This window comes from Allobosea sp. 05T438, from assembly GCF_056396025.1.
In genome coordinates this window covers 1-21,151 of the sequence record NZ_JBFTKQ010000023.1, presented here as the reverse complement: position 1 = coordinate 21,151, position 21,151 = coordinate 1, and the positions used below count along the sequence as shown (strand labels likewise).

Annotated in this window: 20 protein-coding genes; 13 read left to right on the top strand and 7 right to left on the bottom strand. The window is 60.9% G+C overall.

Translation table 11 applies throughout. From position 1 onward, the window contains the following. Window positions 1–15: 15 nt before the first annotated feature. The 5 genes from AC1DIN_RS26320 to AC1DIN_RS26300 all read left to right on the top strand — a co-directional run bounded on the left by AC1DIN_RS26320 (window position 16) and on the right by AC1DIN_RS26300 (window position 3,638). Window positions 16–591 (top strand): hypothetical protein, encoded by a 576-nt coding sequence (locus AC1DIN_RS26320; protein WP_476811880.1) that lies wholly within the window; start codon window positions 16–18, stop codon window positions 589–591. 61 nt (window positions 592–652) lie between these two features. Next, complete coding sequence (locus tag AC1DIN_RS26315; protein WP_476767067.1) at window positions 653–1,141, top strand: hypothetical protein; 489 nt, start codon at window positions 653–655, stop codon at window positions 1,139–1,141. Between the two features lie 16 nt (window positions 1,142–1,157). Further along, window positions 1,158–1,940, top strand: a complete 783-nt coding sequence (ppk2, locus tag AC1DIN_RS26310; RefSeq protein WP_476811879.1) for a polyphosphate kinase 2 — start codon at window positions 1,158–1,160, stop codon at window positions 1,938–1,940. Window positions 1,941–1,960: 20 nt separating this feature from the next. Then, window positions 1,961–2,413: a hypothetical protein gene (locus tag AC1DIN_RS26305; RefSeq protein WP_441473625.1), complete on the top strand. Its 453-nt coding sequence runs from the start codon at window positions 1,961–1,963 to the stop codon at window positions 2,411–2,413. After that, window positions 2,406–3,638, top strand: coding sequence for an HlyD family secretion protein (locus AC1DIN_RS26300; protein ID WP_476811878.1), 1,233 nt, complete (start codon window positions 2,406–2,408; stop codon window positions 3,636–3,638). The genes AC1DIN_RS26305 and AC1DIN_RS26300 overlap by 8 nt, the downstream gene beginning before the upstream one ends. A gap of 759 nt (window positions 3,639–4,397) precedes the next feature. On the opposite strand, the gene AC1DIN_RS26295 is transcribed toward AC1DIN_RS26300, so the two are convergent. Continuing rightward, window positions 4,398–5,810, bottom strand: coding sequence for a mannose-1-phosphate guanylyltransferase/mannose-6-phosphate isomerase (locus AC1DIN_RS26295; protein ID WP_441473623.1), 1,413 nt, complete (start codon window positions 5,808–5,810; stop codon window positions 4,398–4,400). 413 nt (window positions 5,811–6,223) lie between these two features. On the opposite strand from AC1DIN_RS26295, the gene AC1DIN_RS26290 reads away from it, so the two are divergent. The 7 genes from AC1DIN_RS26290 to AC1DIN_RS26260 all read left to right on the top strand — a co-directional run bounded on the left by AC1DIN_RS26290 (window position 6,224) and on the right by AC1DIN_RS26260 (window position 14,249). Further along, entirely contained in the window at window positions 6,224–6,598 is a 375-nt protein-coding gene (locus AC1DIN_RS26290; RefSeq protein ID WP_441473622.1) for a ParB N-terminal domain-containing protein, read from the top strand. 708 nt (window positions 6,599–7,306) lie between these two features. Continuing rightward, a complete protein-coding gene (locus AC1DIN_RS26285) occupies window positions 7,307–8,173 on the top strand; it encodes an ABC transporter permease (RefSeq protein ID WP_476811877.1) in 867 nt (288 codons plus the stop codon). A gap of 5 nt (window positions 8,174–8,178) precedes the next feature. Further along, entirely contained in the window at window positions 8,179–9,411 is a 1,233-nt protein-coding gene (locus tag AC1DIN_RS26280; RefSeq protein WP_441473620.1) for an ABC transporter ATP-binding protein, read from the top strand. A 44-nt stretch (window positions 9,412–9,455) separates the two neighbouring features. Beyond that, window positions 9,456–10,487, top strand: coding sequence for a glycosyltransferase family 10 domain-containing protein (locus tag AC1DIN_RS26275; RefSeq protein WP_441473619.1), 1,032 nt, complete (start codon window positions 9,456–9,458; stop codon window positions 10,485–10,487). Window position 10,488: 1 nt separating this feature from the next. After that, window positions 10,489–11,376: an alpha-1,2-fucosyltransferase gene (locus AC1DIN_RS26270; RefSeq protein ID WP_441473618.1), complete on the top strand. Its 888-nt coding sequence runs from the start codon at window positions 10,489–10,491 to the stop codon at window positions 11,374–11,376. A 29-nt stretch (window positions 11,377–11,405) separates the two neighbouring features. Then, window positions 11,406–13,247, top strand: coding sequence for a glycosyltransferase (locus tag AC1DIN_RS26265; RefSeq protein ID WP_476811876.1), 1,842 nt, complete (start codon window positions 11,406–11,408; stop codon window positions 13,245–13,247). Between the two features lie 108 nt (window positions 13,248–13,355). Beyond that, window positions 13,356–14,249, top strand: coding sequence for a CatB-related O-acetyltransferase (locus AC1DIN_RS26260; protein WP_476811875.1), 894 nt, complete (start codon window positions 13,356–13,358; stop codon window positions 14,247–14,249). Here the strand turns inward: AC1DIN_RS26260 and AC1DIN_RS26255 are convergent. From AC1DIN_RS26255 to gmd, 5 genes are read right to left on the bottom strand one after another with little or no spacing between them, the layout of a single operon-like run. Beyond that, the gene (locus AC1DIN_RS26255) at window positions 14,184–15,323 is read right to left on the bottom strand and encodes a glycosyltransferase family 2 protein (RefSeq protein WP_441473615.1); all 1,140 of its coding nucleotides are present in this window, start codon (window positions 15,321–15,323) and stop codon (window positions 14,184–14,186) included. The genes AC1DIN_RS26260 and AC1DIN_RS26255 overlap by 66 nt on opposite strands. Then, complete coding sequence (locus tag AC1DIN_RS26250) at window positions 15,323–16,204, bottom strand: class I SAM-dependent methyltransferase (RefSeq protein WP_441473614.1); 882 nt, start codon at window positions 16,202–16,204, stop codon at window positions 15,323–15,325. The genes AC1DIN_RS26255 and AC1DIN_RS26250 overlap by 1 nt, the downstream gene beginning before the upstream one ends. After that, a complete protein-coding gene (locus AC1DIN_RS26245) occupies window positions 16,201–17,385 on the bottom strand; it encodes a DegT/DnrJ/EryC1/StrS family aminotransferase (protein ID WP_441473613.1) in 1,185 nt (394 codons plus the stop codon). The genes AC1DIN_RS26250 and AC1DIN_RS26245 overlap by 4 nt, the downstream gene beginning before the upstream one ends. 5 nt (window positions 17,386–17,390) lie before the next feature. Further along, window positions 17,391–18,332: an NAD-dependent epimerase/dehydratase family protein gene (locus tag AC1DIN_RS26240; RefSeq protein ID WP_441473612.1), complete on the bottom strand. Its 942-nt coding sequence runs from the start codon at window positions 18,330–18,332 to the stop codon at window positions 17,391–17,393. Beyond that, window positions 18,329–19,402, bottom strand: a complete 1,074-nt coding sequence (gmd, locus tag AC1DIN_RS26235; RefSeq protein ID WP_441473611.1) for a GDP-mannose 4,6-dehydratase — start codon at window positions 19,400–19,402, stop codon at window positions 18,329–18,331. The genes AC1DIN_RS26240 and gmd overlap by 4 nt, the downstream gene beginning before the upstream one ends. Window positions 19,403–19,891: 489 nt before the next feature. On the opposite strand from gmd, the gene AC1DIN_RS26230 reads away from it, so the two are divergent. Continuing rightward, the gene (locus tag AC1DIN_RS26230; RefSeq protein ID WP_441473610.1) at window positions 19,892–20,773 is read left to right on the top strand and encodes a rhamnan synthesis F family protein; all 882 of its coding nucleotides are present in this window, start codon (window positions 19,892–19,894) and stop codon (window positions 20,771–20,773) included. Window positions 20,774–20,842: 69 nt separating this feature from the next. Here the strand turns inward: AC1DIN_RS26230 and AC1DIN_RS26225 are convergent. Then, the coding region (locus tag AC1DIN_RS26225) for a sugar phosphate nucleotidyltransferase (RefSeq protein ID WP_476811874.1) at window positions 20,843–21,151 on the bottom strand (309 nt) is incomplete at its 5' end.

Below are 21,151 nucleotides of genomic sequence, written 5' to 3'. Positions count from 1 at the left end.
GGGTGGAGAGTGACGATGTCAAAGCATGCATACTGGGCTCTGGCGATCTCGTTGGCCTTGGGCGCCGCCGCTTGCGCGCCCACGGTCACCAGCACGACCATCGTCGTGGCCGGTGTCGGGCCCGTGGAGATCGAGCGGATCAATGTCGAAGTCGCCGGAGTCGACCCGGCCGCGCGCATCGTCTCCGTACGGCAAGGACGTTTCGTCTGGGACGTCGCAGTTCCGGAGGTGTTTGGCGACCTGCAGGGCATTCGCGTTGGCGACAGGCTGGAGATCCAGCGCGCCGAAGGGGTGATCCTAGGCGCCAGGCGCGCAAGGAAGGGGGCCCGGCCGGGCATCGTCTATACCGATACCGTCGGCGCGCCGTCCTTCAACAACCTGCCCGACAAATTCGTCACGCGGTCGCTGACGATCACCGCGCGTTTCGAGAGGTTCGATCCGGCCACGGGCGTCGTGGACTTCGTCGGGCCGGCCGGGCCGCGCAGCCTTACGGTGGCCGACCCCGGGATCAAGGACGATCTCCGGCGCATGCGGCGCGGCGACATGATCGACCTGACCTTCGCCGAGGCCGTCTACATCCAGAAATATTGAATTCGCCGGCTCGACCCCGCGTCGAGAACGCTGGTTGCGATCGTTGAAGGAGATGCGAACGATGTCGCCCGCAAGTCAAAGTCCGAACGCAGGCACGCTCGCCGACGAGAGCTTCATGTCGGCCGACGATCTTCGGTCCTACATGGCCGATCTCGAAATGGCGAGGGCGTCCAAGCTGGCGGGCGCCATGAGCAAGGCTGAGGAAGCGCAGAGCAAGCTTGCTGCCACTCTGCGGGAGGAAATTGCCGTCACCCCGGAGAAGATCGAGGAAATCAAGCAAAGTCTCGCGGCAAAGACCCGCGCGGCGGCCGGCCGGGGTGAGACCGAGGTCCTCGTCATGCGCTTCCCGAGCCAGCTCTGCACGGATCGGGGCAGGGCCATCAACAACGCTGAAGCCGACTGGCCGACCACGCTCACCGGCCGGCCGCGGCAAGCCTATGAATTCTGGAAGGAGCATCTCCAGCCGGCCAAGTACAAGCTTCGCGCCTTGATCATCGACTGGCCGAGCGGGCTGCCCGGCGACGTCGCGTTCTTCTTGAGCTGGTCCTAGGGGGAGGGCGCCGACGATGAAAGCCAAGGGTAGCGAGCCTCTGAAACGAAAGCCCTACGAGCGGAAGCTGCGCGATCTTCACGCGGAGCTGGTCAATCTCCAGGAATGGGCGAAGCATGCGGGCGCAAAGGTCTGCATCGTCTTCGAAGGGCGGGATGGCGCCGGCAAGGGCGGCGTCATCAAGGCGATCACGGAGCGCGTCAGTCCCCGGATCTTCCGKGTGGTGGCGCTGCCGCCGCCGACGGAGCGCGAGAAATCGCAAATGTATGTGCAGCGTTATCTGCCGCATCTTCCCGCGGCTGGCGAAATCGTGATCTTCGATCGTAGCTGGTACAATCGGGCCGGCGTCGAGCGGGTCATGGGCTTCTGCACTGAGGAGCAGGCCAAAGGGTTCCTGCAGGTCGTCCCGGGCGTCGAGAAGGCGATAGTCGATTCCGGCGCCCTCCTTCTGAAATACTGGCTGGAAGTCGGCCAGGACGAACAGACGCGGCGGATGGAGGAGCGCATCAACGATCCGCGAAAGATCTGGAAACTGTCTCCCATGGATCTGAAATCATACTCGCGCTGGTACGATTACTCGCGGGCCCGCGACGAGATGTTTCGCGCCAGCGATACGACTTGGGCGCCATGGTATGCGGTACGCTCCGACGATAAGCGCCAGGCCCGGCTCAACATCATCTCCCACATCCTCAGCTCCGTCCCTTACAAGGCGCCGTCACGGGAAAAGATCAAGTTGCCCAAACGGCAGAAGCCTGATGACTATGAGGAAGCCGATTTCGCACGGAATTGGATCGGCTGATTCGAGACTGGAGTGCGTTTATGGCAGCCGAACTTCACCCGCTCGCACCGCACTCCCTGCCGGCCTTCATCACTGCGCCGGGAGAGACAGACGTTCTCATGGTCGTATCGGCCGTGATCCTGTTTCTGGCGGTGCTGAGCGTCGGTTTGATCTTCCTTCGGCTGCACACCCTGCCGGAGCGCATGGCGCATAAATCCCAGAAGCTCCAGTTCGAGATCGTTGCGGTCCTCGGGCTGCTCGCGCTGTTCACCCATGTGCATTTGTTCTGGGTCGCCGGGCTACTGCTCGCTTTGATCGATATCCCCGATTTCTCGGGGCTGTTCGGCAGAATGGCACATGCGCTCGAACGCATTGCCGGGATAGCGCCGAGGCGGCCGACAAGAGCTGACGACGCGGCGGCAGCGGAGCCGGTGGCGGGATCTGGCGCGGGCGATCCCAACGCACTCCAGAAGGTGGAGGGCGGTCATGCTTGAGCTTCTGTTCTGCTCCATGCTGACGCTCCTGCCCGACTACCTTTACCGGCGGTACGGGCAGGGCAAGCGGCTCGGCAAGGAAATCACCTTCTATTCGGTGTGGTTCGAGCTGCGATGGGGCATCATCTCCTGCCTCATGCTGACGATCGGCCTGATCACGGTGATCTTCTACAATCACCCGGCGACGACGAACGCGACCGTGATGTTCCGGACCGTCCCGATCATTTCGGAGGGTACCGGACGCGTCGCGCAGGTTTACCTCGGAGTCAGCGGTCCCGTCACAAAGGGCAGTCCGATCTTTCGTCTGGACAGCTCCAGGGAGGAGGCGGCGGTTGAAACGGCCCGGCGCAAGATCGCGGAAACGGAGGCCGCCATCGCCGTTGCCAAGGCCGAACTTCTCACCGACGAGAGCCGCATTCTCGAGGCCGCAAGCGCCCATAAGCAAGCCCTCGACGAATTGGAGACAAAGCAGGAGCTGCGGCGCCGCAACGACGATATCGTTGCGCGGCGCGAGATCGAACGGCTCGAGAATCTGACGGCCGGGCGCGAGGCTGCTCTGGCAGCTGTCGTTGCTGCGAAGTCCACCGCGGAGATCCGCATTTCGACCTTGCTGCCGGCCGAGAAGGCCAGCGCGGAGGCTGCCCTCGCACAAGCGCAGGCCGATCTCGACAAGACCGTCGTGCGCGCCGGCGTGAACGGCCGCGTCGAGCAGTTCACGCTGCGCGTCGGCGACATCGTCACGCCCATCATGCGGCCGGCCGGCGTCCTGATCCCGGAGGAGGCGGGGCGGAATTATCTTCAGGCCGGCTTCTCGCAGGTCGAGGGACAGGTGATGAAGGTCGGCATGGTCGCCGAGGTAACTTGTATGTCGAAGCCCTGGGTGATCATCCCGATGGTGGTGACGGGCGTTCAGGACTTCATCGCCACAGGCCAGGTGCGGGCTGGGGATCAATTGGTCGACGTCCAGCAGGTTGCAAAGCCGGGGACACTGCTGGCCTACCTCGAGCCTCTCTATCCCGACGGGCTTGATGGAGTGACGCCGGGCAGCAGCTGCATCGCCAACGCCTATTCGAGCAACCACGACCTGATTGTATCGGGCAAGCTCTCGACCGGGCGAAAATTCGTTCTCCATGCCGTCGACGCAGTGGCCCTGGTGCATGCCCTGCTGCTGCGGATCCAGGCGGTGGTGCTCCCGATCCAGGCGCTGGTCTTCAGCGGGCATTGAGCGCGAGCCGCACCTGCAAGCAGGCGCTCCAGGCGTCGATCATGGGCCGCCCTGGTCCGGTTCATGGCTTGCAGGTGGAGAAGGTCGAACCTGTCCGCATCGGGGGAACGTTGCATTCGAACAGCGGCCCATCGCGCCGCTCGGGCAGCCCCGGCACCGGCCGTCTCACCGCCTTTGTGCTTCGGATCGCCGCTCGGCTGGCGGCATTCGATCAAGGCGCGCTCCGGCGTCTATCGTGGCAGAGGATGAACCGGCACGGAACTTGCCGCGACAGACGGACATTAGTCCGGGTGTTTCGACATGGATCAGAACGAGTTCCGATGCGAAACATGTGGCTCTCCGCATGTTTCAGCTCCGCGCGTTCTCAAGTCTGAGAGCGAAGTCCTCTGCGGCCGATGCGGCGCGTTCATCGCGACGTGGGCAAACTATTGCGGCGCGATCGCCCTGGCTCTGGCCAATGACAATCAGCGTGGGCCGCCCCCTGCCGACCCGCTCCGTCCTGCCGAATGACCGCTTTCAGTGCCCCGTTCGCAAGAGGGACGTATTCCCCAGCATAAGCGTCGGCGTTGGTAACTCGATCTCCGAAATCACGTCGGCCAGTGGTTTCGGTTGCGCATACAGGCCGTTTTGGCGCCGAGCCCGAACCCGACAGGCACTCCCATTTCGACCTGGGCGCGAGCACGCATCGGTGCTCTCCCTGCCCGGATCGTTGTGCGGCCCCGATCGAGTGGCCAGCTTCAATCCAATGCATGGCCGGCCCTAACTGCGCCGGTAGATATCTTCTATCCGAATAATGTCGTCCTCACCCAGATACGACCCGACCTGGACCTCGATCAGCTCGAGCGGAATCTTGCCAGGATTGGCCATTCGGTGGACGCAGCCGATCGGCAGATAGATTGATTCGGTCTCGTGCACGACGATGGTCTCGTGGTTGCGCGTCACCTCGGCGGTGCCGCGCACGACGACCCAGTGTTCGGCACGGTGATAGTGCTTCTGCAGGGAAAGAACGCCGCCCGGCTTCACGGTGATGCGCTTCACCTGATAGCGGGAGCCGATGTCGACCGAGAGATATTTGCCCCAAGGGCGCTGAATCTCGCGATGGGCTCCGGCTTCCGACTCGCCCCTGGCGGCGATGAGCGCGACCATCTCCTTGACCTTGTCGGCCTTGGCCTTCGGCGCCACGAGCACGGCGTCGCGCGTCGAGATCACCGCGACATCGTCGAGGCCGATCACCGCCACGAGCGCATCTTCGGACCGGACAAGATTGTTCGAGCCGTCGAGCACATAGCCACGGCCCTCGATGACGTTGCCGCTGGCGTCCTTCTCCGCAAGGTCCCAGACCGCCGACCAGCCGCCGACATCCGACCAGCCGAAATTGCCGGCGACGACAGCCGCCTTCTTCGTCCGCTCCATCACGGCGTAATCGATCGAGATCGTCCTGGCCTGCCCGAAGGCCTCGGCATCGAGCAGCAGGAAGTCCAGATCGGGCTTGGCCTTGGCGACAGCCGCGATCACGGGCTCAAGGACCTGCGGCTCGAAGGCCTCCAACTCGCCGCGCATCGTCGCGGCGTCGAATATAAAGTTGCCGGAGTTCCAGAGATAGCCGTCCAGCAGGTATCGCGCGGCGCGCTGCGCGTCAGGCTTTTCGACGAAGGCCGCGACCTGTCGGGCGCCCCCGGCAATCTCCTCGCCGGGATGGATATAGCCGTAGCCGGTCGCAGGATGGCTCGGCGGGATGCCGATCGTCACGATCCGGCCCTGTGCCGCAACGGCGCCGGCCTTGCGGCAGGTCTCGACGAAAAGCGCGCCATCCTGAACGATATGGTCGGCGGCAAAGACGCCGACCACGGCCTGCTCGTCGCGCGCCAAAGCCAGTTCGGTCGCCACAGCCACTGCAGCAGCGGAGTCACGGCGCATCGGCTCCAGCACGATCTGCGCGGACAACCCGACGGCCTGCAACTGTTCGAGAACAGTGAAGCGGTAGGCCTCGTTGGTGATCACGATCGGCTCGGCGAAGACGGCCTGATCGGACAGCAGCTGCATCGCCCGCTGAAAGGTCGATCCCTGCCCCAGCAGCGGGATGAACTGCTTCGGCATCGTGTCCCGCGAGACTGGCCAAAGACGCGTTCCCGCACCGCCACACATCACGACCGGGATTATCTTCAAGACCATCTGTGGCGCACTCCTCGTTATAGATCGTCTATGGCGTCGGCCAAAATGGCACAAGCTTCTCGATGTCCGAGCCGATGCTGCGCGGGGTGAAAATCAACCTCGGCGGTGGGGCGCCATCTCCCTGCTAGCCAGGAAACATCAGGGAATTCCGTGATGAAAAGTGCCTCGTTGACCTTCCAGAATTCGGAAAACGCGAAGATCTTCAAGACACGCCGGGCGATGAAGACCCCTGAATCAGCAGGAATTTCAACTGATCGCAAGCAGGGAACTGCTTTTGAGGTAGCTGGGAACAACCGGTGGTGGGAAGGGAGACACCCGCGCGCGCGGACGCGTCAGCGTCGCACCGGCGTTGGTGACAACCCGCCTTTGACCGGGCGATAGCGCAACTAGCGCTGCGGATCGTCGAACGTGAGTTGTCCGAGCTGTCGCCGCGCAACGCACATACGCATGCGCTTAAACAGATCCACCTGATCGCGGAGAGCATCGAGGCGTTTGGTTTCGTGGCGCCCATCATGGTCGACAAGGCCGGCGAGATCGTCGCCGGTCACGATCGGTACGAGGCGGCCGGGCTGCTGGGTATCAGCAAAGTGCCTGTCGTTTGCCCGGGCCATCTCGGGCCGACTGGACAGGTGCACATTGCAGGCGAAGGTGGATCCGGCCGATGCGCTGCCGGAGCTGGCGGCCACTGCTGTCAGCCGTCGTGGCGATCTGTGGCTGCTCGGCGAACACCGTATCCTGTGCGGGGACGCCCGCAACCGGGCGGCTTACGTCGTCGTGATGCGCGGTGAGCAGGTCCAGATGGTGTTCACTGGGGATTGCATCTCGCGTTCTTCGTTTCATTGGTTAGGCAGTTACGCGATCCATCTGGTTCGGGCAGGGATGATAGCTACAGTCGCGAAATTGCTGGCGCCGCTAGCGCTCCGCGGCCGCTCAGGCTCACGCTAACTGCTTCTTCCGCCGTAGCTGTTCGGATTGTGCTGCATATCGCTTTCGAGCGACCGATAATGCGCTGGCGCAAACAGCTCGGGCTGGGAATGCAGCCGCTTCGACGCTTGTTGTTTCCCCACTAAGTCTCCTATTTGATGGCTTTCCACCACGCGTTCGCGTTTGCATCAACGCTCAAAAGTCTTCCGGCTCGGAGCGCATCAAACGGCCCTCTTTGAGACGAGCCCTCAGTCGCTCTACCCCAGCTCGGACGGCAGTGGTCGTGGCTCGGTCATGGATTATCCGGTCTATTACCCTTCCAGAGTGCCGAGCAAGCTTGGCAGATCCCGTGGGATGCTGGAGCCGAGTATTTGAGCCGTGTGCTTTGAGTGCGGGATCCTGTACAAGGCGAGAGAGCCGCCTCATCGCGTGAAGTGTTATTGTCGGTGATGCCAGTGCGATCAGCGCAACAGGCGGGGCGGGGCTGCGTCTCCATGCGGGCTAGAAACGCGCGCGGATTTGCACTACCAGCTTCATCGCGAACGTGCGAAATTTCACAGGATGATCGGTTAATGGCGTATCTTATTGCCGAACAGGGCAAATCGGCGCCCGATGGCAATCAAGCAGTGATCGAGATTACGGCCGACGCGCAGAATCCGAACTATTGGCGCGACGTTTGGCAACACCGTGAACTTTTTCAATTGCTGGTATGGCGCGATCTCGTCGTTCGATACAAGCAGACGCTTATTGGTTTCAGCTGGTCCGTCATTCGCCCGCTGACGATGATGATTGTGTTCACGATCGTCTTCGGCGGGTTCGCGAAGCTGCCGTCCAATGACTCACCCTACGCACTCCTCGTTTTCACGGGCCTCCTCCCCTGGATGTTTTTCGCGACGACCTTTTCCGAGGCGGGCAATAGCGTCATTGCGAACACGCCGATCGTGTCAAAAGTTTATTTTCCTAAGATTATATTGCCAGTCAGTTGCATATTTGTTGGTGTTGTTGATTTCGTAATATCTTTCTTTATCTATTTTTTGCTGGCGATCTATTTTAGGCATCCTCCTGGAATTAATGTTTTATTCTTGCCAGTCTGTATATTGTTGTTGTGTTTGTTCGTCATGGCCTGCGGCACCTGGGTCGCGGCGCTTAATGTCCGTTACCGCGATTTCAGGTATCTTCTGCCGGTCGTTCTGCAGCTGGGCGCCTACATGTCCCCTGTCGGTTACGCCAGCAGCGTTGTGCCCGGCAAGTGGGGTATGGTCTTCGCGCTCAACCCGATGGTCGGCATCATCGATGGGTTTCGCTGGTCGTTGTTGGACGCCGGAACACCGTTTCCGAAATTCAGCTTCAGCGTAGCGGTCGTCTTTACCGTAGTTTGCCTGATTCCGGGCGTGCGGTTCTTCATGAAATCGGAAAGTCGTTTCTGCGACGACCTATAAAAACGATGAAAAAAGCCATTATTGCCGAAGGCCTATCGAAGCGTTTCCGGATCGGCCGAGCCAGCGACTCCGAGAGTGGGAGCTTGCGCGACACGGTCGGTCGCATGCTCCATTCGTTGCGCCCTTCAGGCGAGGACGACGAGAGTACCGATTTTTGGGCCCTGCGGGATATCAGCTTCGAGGTCGAGCCCGGCGAACGCATGGCGGTCATTGGCCGAAACGGTTCCGGGAAATCGACGCTGCTAAAGGTGCTGTCGCGCGTCATGGCGCCGACCAGCGGCAAGGTCAGTGTGCGTGGGCGGCTCAGCAGCTTGCTCGAGGTCGGCACCGGGTTTCATCCGGAGTTGACCGGGCGGGAGAATATCTTTCTTAGCGGCGCCGTTCTCGGCATGAAGCAGGCCGAGGTGAAGCGACGGTTCGATGAGATCGTCGATTTCTCCGAAATCGCCAAGTTTCTGGATACGCCCGTCAAGCGCTATTCGAGCGGCATGTATGTCCGTCTCGCTTTCGGCGTCGCCGCGCATCTGGAGCCGGATATTCTCATCCTCGACGAGGTCATGGCGGTGGGCGACTCGGGCTTCCAGGCCAAGTCTCAGAAGAAGCTTGACGCCTTGGCCCATGAAGGGCGGACGGTCCTGTTCGTTAGCCATTCCATGGCTGCGGTGCGGGGCGTGTGCGATACTGCCCTTCTGCTCGAGGCCGGCAGGGCCGGCCCGAAGCAGGCCGTCGAAAGCGCCGTCCGGAAATACCTGAACAGTACCATAACGAGACGGACGGCGTCCTTGCCGATCATCACGGACGATATCATTCTCGTCGATATGAACGTCCGTCAGGATACGCGGAACCTGATGGATTTCGTCGGGGAAGAGCAGATTGCGGTTTCGATCGAAGTCGAGATTCTGACGCCGATCGACGACCTTCGGCTCGGATTCTATGTCAAGACCATCGACGGTCATGTGATCGCACGGGCGCTTTTCGACGACTGGGATGCTGAAAAGTCGCGGTTCCCGATCGGGCATTTTGTCCTGGAGGGCGTCATCCCCGCTAACCTTCTTGTTCACGGCGAATATATTTTTGAGGTACACGCCAGCCGTTTCGGGATCTGCGATTATTTCGGCGAGGCGGGGCAACTCTCGTTCCGAGTCGCGGAAGCCAAGGACTACAACGTCCAACACAAGGGCGAGCAGCCCTTCGGCTATGTCCATATCGATCCCCAGTGGCAGATGCAGCGCATATGACACGGTTGGTCCGGCTGGATACTTGTGCGCCGCGGTGGCCTTGGTTGCGCCAGACACCAGGGCGCTCGGGCCGTTGGGGAAGCTTTCGGTTCAGTGTCGACGAGGCGCTCAAGCATTGCGAGGCGTGGGCCGTCTTCGAGTCGCTCGAGACGCGAGCCGATGTTTTCTGTCCGCCGGATCGCACAGTGTTCATCACCGGAGAGCCAAGTGACATTGGCCGGTATCATCCTGAGTTTCTCGCTCAGTTCGGCTATGTCATCAGTGGCCGCAACGATCTGTCTCACCCCCGCCAGATCTACCTTCAGCCCGCTCATCCCTGGTTTGTGGAGCGCGATCTCGACGAACTGCTGGTGATGCCCCCGCCAGCCAAAAGCCGGGACATCTGCGTCCTGATATCCGACAAAGCCTTTACCGAAGGGCACAGGCGGCGACTCGATTTCCTCGAACGTTTGCGGCAAGTGCATCCTGCGATCGATATCTTCGGGCGAGGAATTCGACCTTTTGAAAGCAAGTGGGACACCCTGTTGCCCTACCGATATACGCTCGTTCTGGAAAACAGCGACGAGCGGGATTTCGTTACCGAGAAGATGCCCGATGCGTGGCTAGCCTTTTGTCATCCGATTTACTCCGGCAGCGTCAATGCGGAGAGATATGCGTCGCCCGACGCGTTCACGCGCATCGATATCGCAGAGCCGGAAGCGGCGATCGCTCGGATTGGTAGCTTGCTCGCAGACGAGACCGGCTACGGTACTTGCCTTCCGGCCGTGGTGGCGGCGCGGCAGGACTATCTGACACGCTGGCAGTTCTTCGGAAACCTGGCGGGCGCACTGGAGATCATCGTCGGATTGAGCCGGAAGCCGCCCGAGATGATCACGATACGGCCCAATAGCGAGTTCCTCGCCGAAGAGGCCGCGCGCAGCCAAGCGGTTGCCCCCGCTCCGGAGGCGAGCTTGCCCGAATCTGCGACTGACAGGCCATCGACGGCTGAAGCCGAAGGTCCTCGGGCTGATCCGCGAGGTGGTCTCCTGTCTGCGTTACGTGACGCCTTGTCGTCGATCGGCGGAAAGCAACGATAGCATGATAACGACCCGCATCATCGGCGGCCTCGGAAACCAGATGTTCCAGTATGCAGCTGGTCGCGCGCTGGCATTGAGGAACCGTGACAGCCTAGCAATCGATCGCCAAGCATTCGCCGACTACAATGTGCATGCCTATGCGCTGGATTTTTTCGTTTTGGAAGTCCCCGATGCGCCGGCCGGCCTGGCAGTGCCCCTCGGAGCGGACAGCCGCTGGACCCGCTTGCTTCCTTGGCGCCGTCCTGTCCGGCACGTCGTGGAGAAAGGGCTGCGCTTCGATCCAGCGGTGGCTTCGCAATCTGGCAATGTCTATCTTGATGGATATTGGCAGAGCGAGCGGTACTTTGCCGACTTCGCGGATGCATTGAGAAGGGATTTTCAGTTTCGCCATGCTCCGTCTCCGGCGAATGCGGAGTTCGTGAAGCGGGCGGCGGCGGACAACACCGTTTCGATCCATATCCGGCGCGGGGACTACGTAAGCAACCCGAACGCGCTCGCGGTGCACGGCACCTGCTCTCCGGCCTATTACGAGAAGGCGATCGCAACGCTGATGGAGGAGTGCGGCTCCGACATGGTCGGTTTCGTCTTTTCGGACGATCACGCGTGGACGCGCGAGAACATCCGCCTGCCGATCGAGATGGTGCATGTCGAGGGCAATGCCGCCGACAAGGCCTACGAAGACATGCGGATCATGGCCGCATGTCGGCACCATGTGATCGCCAACAGCACGTTCAGCTGGTGGGGCGCCTGGCTCGACCCGCGCCCGGACGCGAGGGTGATTGCACCCGCTCGGTGGTTCGCCGATCCCGGAATGGACGCCACCGACCTCATTCCAGCGCGCTGGAACAGGCTGCAGGTCGAGCTTGGCCACAGCGCCGTAACGTGCTGATGTTGGATCTCGTCAGGTATTGATCGCACATGGACTCTCATCCGCAGGCTTCCCCGCTCGTGTCTGTGCTCGTGCCGGTACACAACGCGGAGCGCTATCTTGAGCAGACTTTGATATCGGTGCTCGCTCAGACCTTCGCCGACTTCGAGCTTCTGGTGGTGGACGACCTGTCTACTGACGAATCTCCCACGATCCTGCGCCGTTTCGCGGCGACGGATTCGCGCGTCAGGGTGCTGCGGCGCAGTGGAGGCGCTCCTGGACTGTCGCATGCGCTCAATCTCGGCCTCGGCGAGGCGCGCGGCACGCTGATAGCGCGCCTGGATGCGGACGATATCGCATTGCCGCACCGGCTCGCGCGGCAGGTCGAGTGGCTGTCTGCTCATCCTGATCACGCGATTCTCGGCTCGTTCATCGAGATGATGGATCAAGAGGGCAATCCAACCGGCTTGCATCGCGAACCTCTCGGCGCTGCAGCGGTCGCCCTGCATTCCATGGTCGGGACGCCTTTCGCCCACCCGGCGGTGATGATGCGCCGGGACTTTCTGGACGCTCACCAGCTTCGCTATCATGAAATGCCTGCGCAGGATTACGACCTGTGGGCCAGGATGCTCAATTGCGGCGCGAAAGGAGATAACATTCCCGAGGCGCTGGTGCGTTATCGCGTTCATCCGAGTTCGGACAGCAATGTTCGCGCGGCTGCCCATGAACGCGTCGCACGCTCGACCGCACTGCGTCAGCTCGCACACTATACGGCTGGAACACAAAAGCTGGGGCCGTGGCTGGAGCCGCGCTTTCAACAGGTCGCGCACGCCGTCATCACGGGAAATGCCCTGCCCGCAAGGCCAGGGGATGGCATGGAGGTCCAGAAGCTCGAGGATTTGCTGGCGGTGGCGGAGCCGCGGCTCGGAGTGTCGGGCACCGAGATCGCCGACCTTCGTGGTCGGATCGCAGAATATGGAAAAGTCTTCCGGAGCGGCAGCCAGGGTCTCGACAGGGCTCTGAACAAGGCCGTCTCGTCGTTGCGCCCGCTGATGCGCCGCGAAGGCAACGCACGATCGATCCCGGCAGATGCCGGGGCGGCGCCGGCGAACGAGGCTGCCGCCTTCGTCAGGTCGGTGCCGGTCTTCATCAATACCCGCGATCGGGTGGCTTGCCTGCGGCGCCTCCTGGAGTGGCTGGAGCGCGCCGGCCACGAGAACATCACGATCATCGACAACGCCTCGACCTATCCGCCGCTCCTGGCCTATCTGGAGGCCACCAGGCATCGTGTCATCCGCTCTCCCCATAATCTCGGGCACACTTCGCTCTGGAAGCTTCCCGAACTTCACCCCGTGATCATGTCGGAGTGGTTCGTCTATACCGACCCGGACGTGATTCCCTCCGAGGAGGTGCCGCTCGACGCCGTTTTCCGATTCAGGCGGCTCATGCAGTCCTATCCGCATATCCTCAAGGCGGGCTTCGGACTGCGCATCGACGACCTGCCTGATCACTACCATCTCAAGAACCGCGTCGTATCCTGGGAAAGCGGCCTGTACGGCCGCCAGGTCGAGCCCGATGTGTTCGAGGCTGACATCGACACCACCTTCGCGCTCTACCGGCCGGGCGTGCCCTATTGCTACGGGCCCGCCCTGCGAACGATGGGGCGTTATCAGGCGCGCCATCTACCCTGGTACACCAACAGCGCCGTCGTCGACGAGGAGGAGGCCTATTACCGGGCGCATGCGCTTTCCGCCGTTACAACCTGGAACGTGGAAGGCGACGCGAAGGAATTGCCGGCGCCAGGCGCCGGCGGAGTCGCTGCTCGCGAGACTTTCGCCGGACATGTCCGCCAAGCGCTCAAGCGACGCATCAAGAGCCTGATCGCGAAGTAAGGGAATGGGAGCGAGGCGCTGATTACTAAGCTGAAAATCGCGGTCAAGAAAAAGATTGAGAGAAAGCTTGCCGGTATTCTGTCAAGGCTGATGAGCCGTGAATTTGTAGTGAAGACTATCGACGATAGTATCTTTTCCGAATTGGTAGAGCGTCATTTTTTCGAGCGTGGCGATCATTCTGCTGTCCTCTCGCGAGTGAAGGCGGAGATGATAATGGGGGAATTTGCCGCGAAGGTCGTCAGGGAGGGGCTTACCGGAGACCTATTGCGGGAGAAGATGGAGAATAACTACAACAAAGAAATGGTCGATTTGCTGAGATTTGGATTCAGGACGGTTGAATTTGGGATAAGAGATTCCATCGGCGATCTTTATTTGGAAATGTTGAATTCAAAGATAACGTCGATGCCTTTGGGTCGTTCGATAATCTCATCTGAGTTTGAAAGTAAAATTTTCGAAGGAAAACATGTCGAGGCCATGAAAAACTCTATCATCTCCGATGAGAGTTTTGTGGGCGATTATAGCTATATCGGGTATAATTGCCTGATATCGAATGCGACTGTGGGGCGCTACTGCTCGATAGCAAACAACGTATCCATCGGCCCCGGCGAGCATGCGCTGGGCGCTGTCTCGACGAATTCTATCTTCATGAATGACGTGTATCGTGAGTTGACGGCTGCACCTTGCACTGTCGGGCACGACGTCTGGATCGGCGCAAATTCGGTTATTCGCCGCGGTGTAAAGATCGGGAACGGCGCCGTTGTCGGCGCAAATTCCTTTGTCAATGCGGATGTTCCGGATTTCGCGATTGTGGTCGGAGCGCCCGCGCGACTGATCAAGTTTCGCTTCGACGCCGAAACGCAGGACATCATCCGCCGGTCGAAATGGTGGGAACAGGATTTCGATCAGGCGAAAGAGGTGATCGCGGAGATCGGAAAATCAATCCGGATGCCCTCCGAGGTTCCGCTTGAAGTTGCGCCAGGTATCTCTGAAGCCGGGGGGTAAGGAGAAATAGACGCGCGAGGCGGTCCTAATCGCGGTATTTCGCGTCATCCGCAACACATGGCGGCCATAGCGGATCGAAGCGAAAAGGCTTCGGCTTGCCCTGTGTGGCAATATGTTTCTGGCGGCATCGACAAGGGCCGAACTGACGGGGCGGAGGCGCGGTGTCCGGTAGAGTTCCTTGAAATAGCTCTGCATTGCTACGGATACGCGCCCGAAACGAGCGAGGTCGTCTGCAGAGCGGATCTTGTACTTCCTCAGCAGCCTGATCCAGATTTCCTGAGCGTCGGGCGTGGTGTTGAGACGATCGAGGCACTTTTCAAACAGCATCAGCGCCTCGCCGATATCGACGGCGGCATCGTCGCGCACCAGTTCCGTCACCTGGTGGGCGGCGCTGGTCGGTGTTGTGATGAGCGGGTCCGGCGTGTAGGCGAAGATGGCGCAGACCCGCAAGGCGCGAATGTAGTAATCGAGGTCGACCAGCCATTTCATGCGCGTATCGTACGCGATGCCGAGCGACCGCCTCACGATCGTCGCGGAGGGCGCGCCGATCACGTTGCCCATGAACAGCTGCTCCGGGAACAGCGCGAGCGAGCGCGCCTGAGCGTCGGTTATGTGATGGTGGCGCTTGGAGCCGTCCCCGACGTGCTCTACGGTCGTGCCCGAAAACGCGAAGAGCGCCTGCGGATTCTCATCCAGAAGCGCGACGAACCGCCCCAGCGCGTCGGGGTGGGAGAAGTGATCGTCGTGATGCAGGATCTTGAGGTATTCGCCCTGTGCGTGAGCCAGGGCGGCATTCCAGTTGCGTGGTGAACCGAGCGCTTCGCTATTCCGCACGTACCGAAGCCGCCCGCCGAAGTCGAACTCGCCGATCAGCCTTTCGACCTCGTCGTTCGGAGAGTCGTCGGAAACGATTATCTCGTAGCCTTGGAAGTGCTGCTCGGCGATCGAAGCAAGCGTGGCCCTCAGGAATTCAACCTGCTTGTACGCTGGAATACAAATGGAAACTTTGGTCATTGTCTCGGCTTTGCCAGAAATGCGCGAGGCGTCGAAACGATCGTCGCCCCGGCGCACCATCAACGTCCCAGAAGCTTCCCGAGGAGGCTCGGGCGAGGAAAAGGCCGCCCGTCGCCCTCGGGAATAATAGCGGCGTCGGGAATCTGGGCCATGATATCGGCTTCGCTGGCGCCGTATTCCTCATACTGCGGAGCAACGTCGCTGCGAGCCGACACCATGAAGAGATGCTGGTAGGTCCGTGCCTCCTGGTCTGCGGCTAGTCGCCGGAGAACCGACTCTTCGGCGGCGATCGTCTTCCGGTCGAATTCTACGTTGAAGAAGCTGCGCTGCAGCCGCACGACCTTCTCGACCCCCCAGCCGAGGTCCGAGAAGAGCTGGAGCAGCGTCTTCAGTGTCAGGAAGCGCAGATGCGTCTTCTCCAGCAGGCCGGAATCGACGTAATCGAAATAGCCGTTCAGCAGCGAAAGCCGCACCGCGCCGAAGGAGACGTTGGGCACTGACAGCAGCACGCGCGTTCCGCGCTGGACGAGTGGAGCGATGCCGCTCAGGAAGTCGAACGGATTCGGCACGTGCTCGATCACGTCCGCGAGGATGAGAAAGTCGTAGTCGCCCAAAGTGCCGTCAGCGATGAGTTCGGCGATGCCGCTCTCGTAGACTTGCCGGTAGTGCTCACGTGCGAGATTTGCGGCGAATCCGTTGGGCTCGACCCCATCTATGGCGGCCGTCCGGCCCGCGCGCTTCAGCACTCGGCCCAGGTTACCGTTGCCGCAGCCGACGTCGAGGACGCTCGCTTCAGGTGGGATGATCTTCGCGATGCGCGCAAGAGGCTGCGCCGGATCCGCGAGAATGCCGCCGATCACCTCGTCGGGAACGACGTAATTCGCTGTGGGCCGCTCGAAGAGCGCGCAACTGCGGGGGGCTTTGTCCGGGGCGGTCGTCATGCTGCGTGCCTCAGCGCGAAATCGCGGACCAGATCGGCGATGGCCTCGATCTTGTCCCCTGTTTCATAGTGGTGGTTGCCGATGAAAAAGCCGTTGGCGTCGATCTCCTCGGCGACCGGCAGCGGGCCGGCGATCGTGTGGTCGAGATGTGCGAGCACGGGATTGGCCGTGAAGTTCCCCGCGACGATGGGGCGGCACTCCACGCCTTCCTGCTGGAGCCTCTGCACCAGCTCGCCACGCTTGCCGGCGAGCTTTCCCTCCAGGATGATGGCGAATCCGAACCAGGAGCTTTCGCCCGTCTCCTGCTGGATGCGGACGCCCGGCAGGTTGCCAAAAGCGTTTGTGAAACGCGCGGCATTGGCGCGCCGCTCCGCGACGAAACCCGGAAGCTTACGCAATTGGGTCTGGCCCAGCGCGCCCTCCATTTCGAGTGGGCGCAGGTTGTAGCCAGGCAGAACGAACCGGAACAGGCGTTTGAATTCATCCGTGTCGCCGGCGAGATGGCTGTCCTGCGGCTGTTCTCGCATCCATCCGTGAGCGCGTATGCTGAGCATGGTATGGTAAAGTTTGCGGTCGTCCGTGACGACGACCCCCCCTTCCATTGTGCAGATATGATGGGAGAAAAAGGTTGAGAACGTCCCGAATAAGCCCAGAGTGCCCGCCTGTCGCTTGTCGAAGAGGGCCCCCATCGATTCGCAGTTGTCTTCGAACAGAAGGAGCGAGTGTCGTTCCGCGATCTCCCGGAGCCTGGCGAAGTCGCAGGCATTGCCCAGGAGGTTGACGGCGAAAATGGCCTTGGTGCGCGGTGTGATCGCAGCTTCGACGAGATCGGGGTCGAGGTTCAGCGTCCTGCGATCGACGTCGACAAATCGAAGCGACAGGCGGCACTGGTGCACTGGATAGTAGGTCGTGCTCCAGGAGACGGCGGGCACGATGACTTCGTCGCCGGGCTGCAACCCGAGGTCCGGATGATAGAACGCGGCCGCGAGGCCCAGGAGGTTGGCGGACGAGCCCGAATTGACCATCACGGCATATTTGCTGCCGAAGAACGTGGCGAACTGCTCCTCGAAGGTCCGCACTTCCTGGCCCATGGTAAAGCGGCCGCTGTCGATGACGCGTTGCAGTGCTGCGCGCTCTTCGTCGTCCCAGGTCGTCGATGCGAGGGGAAAGGAAACGCTCATATCTGTCATACCTTCCTTGAGACCTGCCCGTCTTGGCGTAGCATGCCCAGATAGGCCTTCCGCATGCCCTCGCTCAGGGCTGTTGTGGCCTGCCAGCCGAGGCTGTTAGACATGCCCACGTCCATGAGCTTCCGGCGCATGCCGGCCGGCAGCGCGGTGTTGTGTGCGAAGCTGCCTGCGTAGCCCACCACATCGGCGGCAATCCGGTAGTAGTCGTTGACACTATGGTCGTGGCCGATACCGACGTTGATCATCTGGGGCAATTCCCCGAGACGCGGCAGCCAATCAATCACGAAGCGCGCGAGATCGTCGACGAACATGAACTCCCGCCGCGCCGTCCCGTCGCCCCATATCTCTACCGACGGCAGCGCCTCGTCCCTTGCCGTCGTGATCTTGCGCAGGGCCGATGCGATGAGGTGCCCCTTTTCCAGGTCAAAATGGTCATCCGGGCCATACAGGTTGCACGGAATGATGGTCCGGTAGTTCAGTCCGAACTCGCTTGAAATGGCGCTGCAATGGCGCGCGCCGAGGATCTTCGCCAAGGCATAGCCTTCATTGGTCGGCTCCAGCGGAGCCGTGAGGATGTCTGTCTCCTCAAGCTTCTTGTCCAGATCCTTGGGGTACATGCACGAGCTTCCGACGAACAGAAGATTTGCGATGCCCTGAGAGCGCGCCGCCTCGATGACGAGCGTGTTGATGAGCGCGTTTTCGGCGAGGAACGCCGTCGGGTAGGTTATGTTCGCCTTGATCCCGCCAACACGGGCTGCCGCGTGGATGACAGCGTCATATCTGTGGGCGCCGAACCAGTCCGCTACAGCCGCTTGGCTGCCGAAGTCAATCTCGTTGCGCGAGGGCGCCTCCAACTCCCAATCAAGCTGCAGCTCTGCGGCGACACGCCTGATGGCCTTTCCGACGAGGCCATTGCCTCCCGTGAGCAGGACCTTCACGGCATGTCGCCAAGCTGCTTCGCCTTCCGAGCCTGGGCGAGGTCGGCCAGCGTCATTTCCTCCACGAGTTGCTCGAAGCTTGTCGTCGGCTTCCAGCCGAGCCGCTGACGGGCCTTCGATGCGTCGCCGATGAGAAGATCGACCTCCGTCGGCCTGAAGTAATGCTCATCGACACGCACGACCGTCTTCCCGGTCTTGGTATCGACGCCGACTTCGTCAACGCCTTCGCCGCGCCACGCGATCGTAAACCCGGCATGGGCAAAGGATTTCTCGACGAACTCCCGCACCGATTTCGTTTCCCCGGTCGCCAGCACGTAATCGTCGGGTTCGTCCTGCTGCAGAATGCGCCACATGCCCTCGACGTAATCCCGGGCATGGCCCCAGTCGCGCTTTGCATCAAGGTTGCCCAAGAACAACGTTTCCTGCTGGCCGAGCGCGATCGCGGCGACTGCTCGCGTGATCTTGCGAGTCACAAACGTTTCGCCTCGGATGGGGCTCTCGTGATTGAACAGGATCCCGTTCGAGGCATGCATTCCATAAGCCTCGCGATAATTGACCGTGATCCAGTAGGCATAGAGCTTCGCAGCGGCATAAGGGGACCGGGGATAAAAAGGGGTACTCTCGCGCTGCGGGATCTCCTGGACCTTTCCATACAGCTCGGATGTAGATGCTTGATAAAAGCGGCATCGCCGCTCGATGCCGAGTATTCGGATGGCTTCCAGGATACGCAGCGGCCCGATAGCGTCCGCATTGGCCGTATACTCGGGCGTATCGAAGCTGACATGGACGTGACTTTGAGCTGCGAGATTATAAATCTCGTCAGGTTTGCATTGTTGAATTATTCTAATGATATTAGTTGAATCTGTCATGTCTCCGTAATGGAGATAAAAATTGCTGTCCGTCTCGTGAGGGTCGCGAAAAATATGATCGATACGGGCAGTATTAAAGAGCGATGCGCGCCGCTTTATGCCGTGAACAGTGTAGCCCTTTGCAAGGAGCAGTTCAGCAAGATAGGCGCCATCCTGTCCCGTTATTCCCGTAATCAACGCTACTCTATTCGAGCTGCTCATTTTACATACCTCATGCGACCGTGCGGCAGTCCGTGCAGTCTCGTTCGTCACAGGCGAAATCTGCCTTCTATAGTCACGAGGCATTTAATTCATGCGGCGTAGGATGGCCAGCCCGAACAGACTGCGCTCAACGAATACCTTGAAAGAGACTTCGTGCATTCCGCCGCGAGTGGGTTCGATCAGTTAGCTCGGCGCGTGAGCCAGGGTACGGCCTCAGCTTGGGTCGTTGAAACGCCCTATATGAGAGGGCGCCGAACCATCTTCACTTGAGTTGGCGACACGGGGCAGGCGAGCGCCTCGTCTGCAAATTGCCAGGCCCGAGTTGATTTTGTGATGAGAATCGGCGGATCAATGATGGCCATCATGTACCGCGTGATACGTAGGGTCTGAACGCGGTAAATGCCTTGGAATTCTCCAAAAACATGCTTATTGAGCACGCATGCACGCCCTTCGACGAAGTTGCGCCTTATTCGGAATGAGGCTCGTGTTATGGCCTTGCCCGCGCGCTTGACCGCGATCGGCCGTCTCGGGTTTCGCTCTCGCGCCTATGCCCGCCACGTCTATCAGAAGATTGCAGCGCTCACGATCGGCGCGGCTTTCGTGTCGCCGGCTGGGCGACGCCTACGACGATTGGCGGCGCGTTTCAGAACGCCCACGCCCCAGCCAGATGTGAGAGCGGCGCTCGTCGCGCATCTGTTCTATCTCGACCTTTTGCCCGAGGTTCTCGATTGTCGCGCGATGCTCCCCAATGGCGCGAAACTGCACCTCACTGTTCCAACCGACCGAGTCGAGCAGGTGCGGCGGCTGGTATGGGACATTCCCGACGTGATCATCCACCCGTGCGAAAATCGGGGCCGCGACATCGCTCCTTTCATTGCGCTGCTCAATGCCGGGGTGTTTGACGCCTACGATGCTGTCCTGAAGCTTCACACCAAGCGCAGCCCGCACCTGCTGGACGGTGAGATCCGGCGTAAGCTCCTTTTCACGATGCTGGCGGGAGAGCGTAACGCGACGTGGAGGACGCTTGTCACGTTCGAAAAGCCCGACACGGGCATCGTCGGTTGGAGGGACTGCTATCGTGAAGCACCACCATACTGGATGGGCAACGAGGCGCGCGTCAGGATGATCACGGCACAAATGTGTGCGCCAAAGGAAGCGGTTCGTCTGGGTTTCTTCGAGGGGTCGATGTTCTGGTTCCGCCCGGCCGCGCTCGCACGCCTGCGGCAGCTCCGGCTGTCGATCGAGGACTTCGAGCCCGAGGAGCGGCAGCTCGACGGCACCCTCCATCATGCGATCGAACGCTGCTTTACAATTGCCGCACGGGCCGACGATTTCCTTGTCCGCGACCTAGACGGGCGTGTCCTTGAATAAGGGCCCTACCCAGGAAGCGCAGGGACGCAGGCCCACGCCTCACTTCTGGGGGGAACCGTCGGCCAAACGTTAGCCGGCCAACTCTTGCGCTACGCGCAGTACATACTGACCATAATCGCTTTTTGCGATCTTCTGGCCGAGGGTGGTCAACTGGGCGTTCGAGATCCATCCCTGGCGATAGGCGATCTCTTCGGGGCAGGCGATGCGCAGGCCTTGCCTGGCTTCGAGGGTGCGGACGAACTCGCCGGCCTCGAGCATGCTGTCGGGGGTGCCGGTGTCGAGCCAGGCGAAGCCGCGGCCCATGCATTCGACCGAAAGCTCGCCGCGTTCGAGATAGATGCGGTTGACGTCGGTGATCTCGAGCTCGCCGCGCGGCGA

Bases quoted from the DNA above. Each gene is read 5' to 3' on its own strand.
- AC1DIN_RS26320 (WP_476811880.1), top strand. From the start codon at position 16: ATGTCAAAGCATGCATACTGGGCTCTGGCGATCTCGTTGGCCTTGGGC.
- AC1DIN_RS26315 (WP_476767067.1), top strand. From the start codon at position 653: ATGTCGCCCGCAAGTCAAAGTCCGAACGCAGGCACGCTCGCCGACGAG.
- AC1DIN_RS26305 (WP_441473625.1), top strand. From the start codon at position 1,961: ATGGCAGCCGAACTTCACCCGCTCGCACCGCACTCCCTGCCGGCCTTC.
- AC1DIN_RS26300 (WP_476811878.1), top strand. From the start codon at position 2,406: ATGCTTGAGCTTCTGTTCTGCTCCATGCTGACGCTCCTGCCCGACTAC.
- AC1DIN_RS26295 (WP_441473623.1), bottom strand. From the start codon at position 5,810: ATGGTCTTGAAGATAATCCCGGTCGTGATGTGTGGCGGTGCGGGAACG.
- AC1DIN_RS26285 (WP_476811877.1), top strand. From the start codon at position 7,307: ATGGCGTATCTTATTGCCGAACAGGGCAAATCGGCGCCCGATGGCAAT.
- AC1DIN_RS26280 (WP_441473620.1), top strand. From the start codon at position 8,179: ATGAAAAAAGCCATTATTGCCGAAGGCCTATCGAAGCGTTTCCGGATC.
- AC1DIN_RS26270 (WP_441473618.1), top strand. From the start codon at position 10,489: ATGATAACGACCCGCATCATCGGCGGCCTCGGAAACCAGATGTTCCAG.
- AC1DIN_RS26265 (WP_476811876.1), top strand. From the start codon at position 11,406: ATGGACTCTCATCCGCAGGCTTCCCCGCTCGTGTCTGTGCTCGTGCCG.
- AC1DIN_RS26255 (WP_441473615.1), bottom strand. From the start codon at position 15,323: ATGGTGCGCCGGGGCGACGATCGTTTCGACGCCTCGCGCATTTCTGGC.
- AC1DIN_RS26250 (WP_441473614.1), bottom strand. From the start codon at position 16,204: ATGACGACCGCCCCGGACAAAGCCCCCCGCAGTTGCGCGCTCTTCGAG.
- AC1DIN_RS26245 (WP_441473613.1), bottom strand. From the start codon at position 17,385: ATGAGCGTTTCCTTTCCCCTCGCATCGACGACCTGGGACGACGAAGAG.
- gmd (WP_441473611.1), bottom strand. From the start codon at position 19,402: ATGAGCAGCTCGAATAGAGTAGCGTTGATTACGGGAATAACGGGACAG.
- AC1DIN_RS26230 (WP_441473610.1), top strand. From the start codon at position 19,892: ATGGCCTTGCCCGCGCGCTTGACCGCGATCGGCCGTCTCGGGTTTCGC.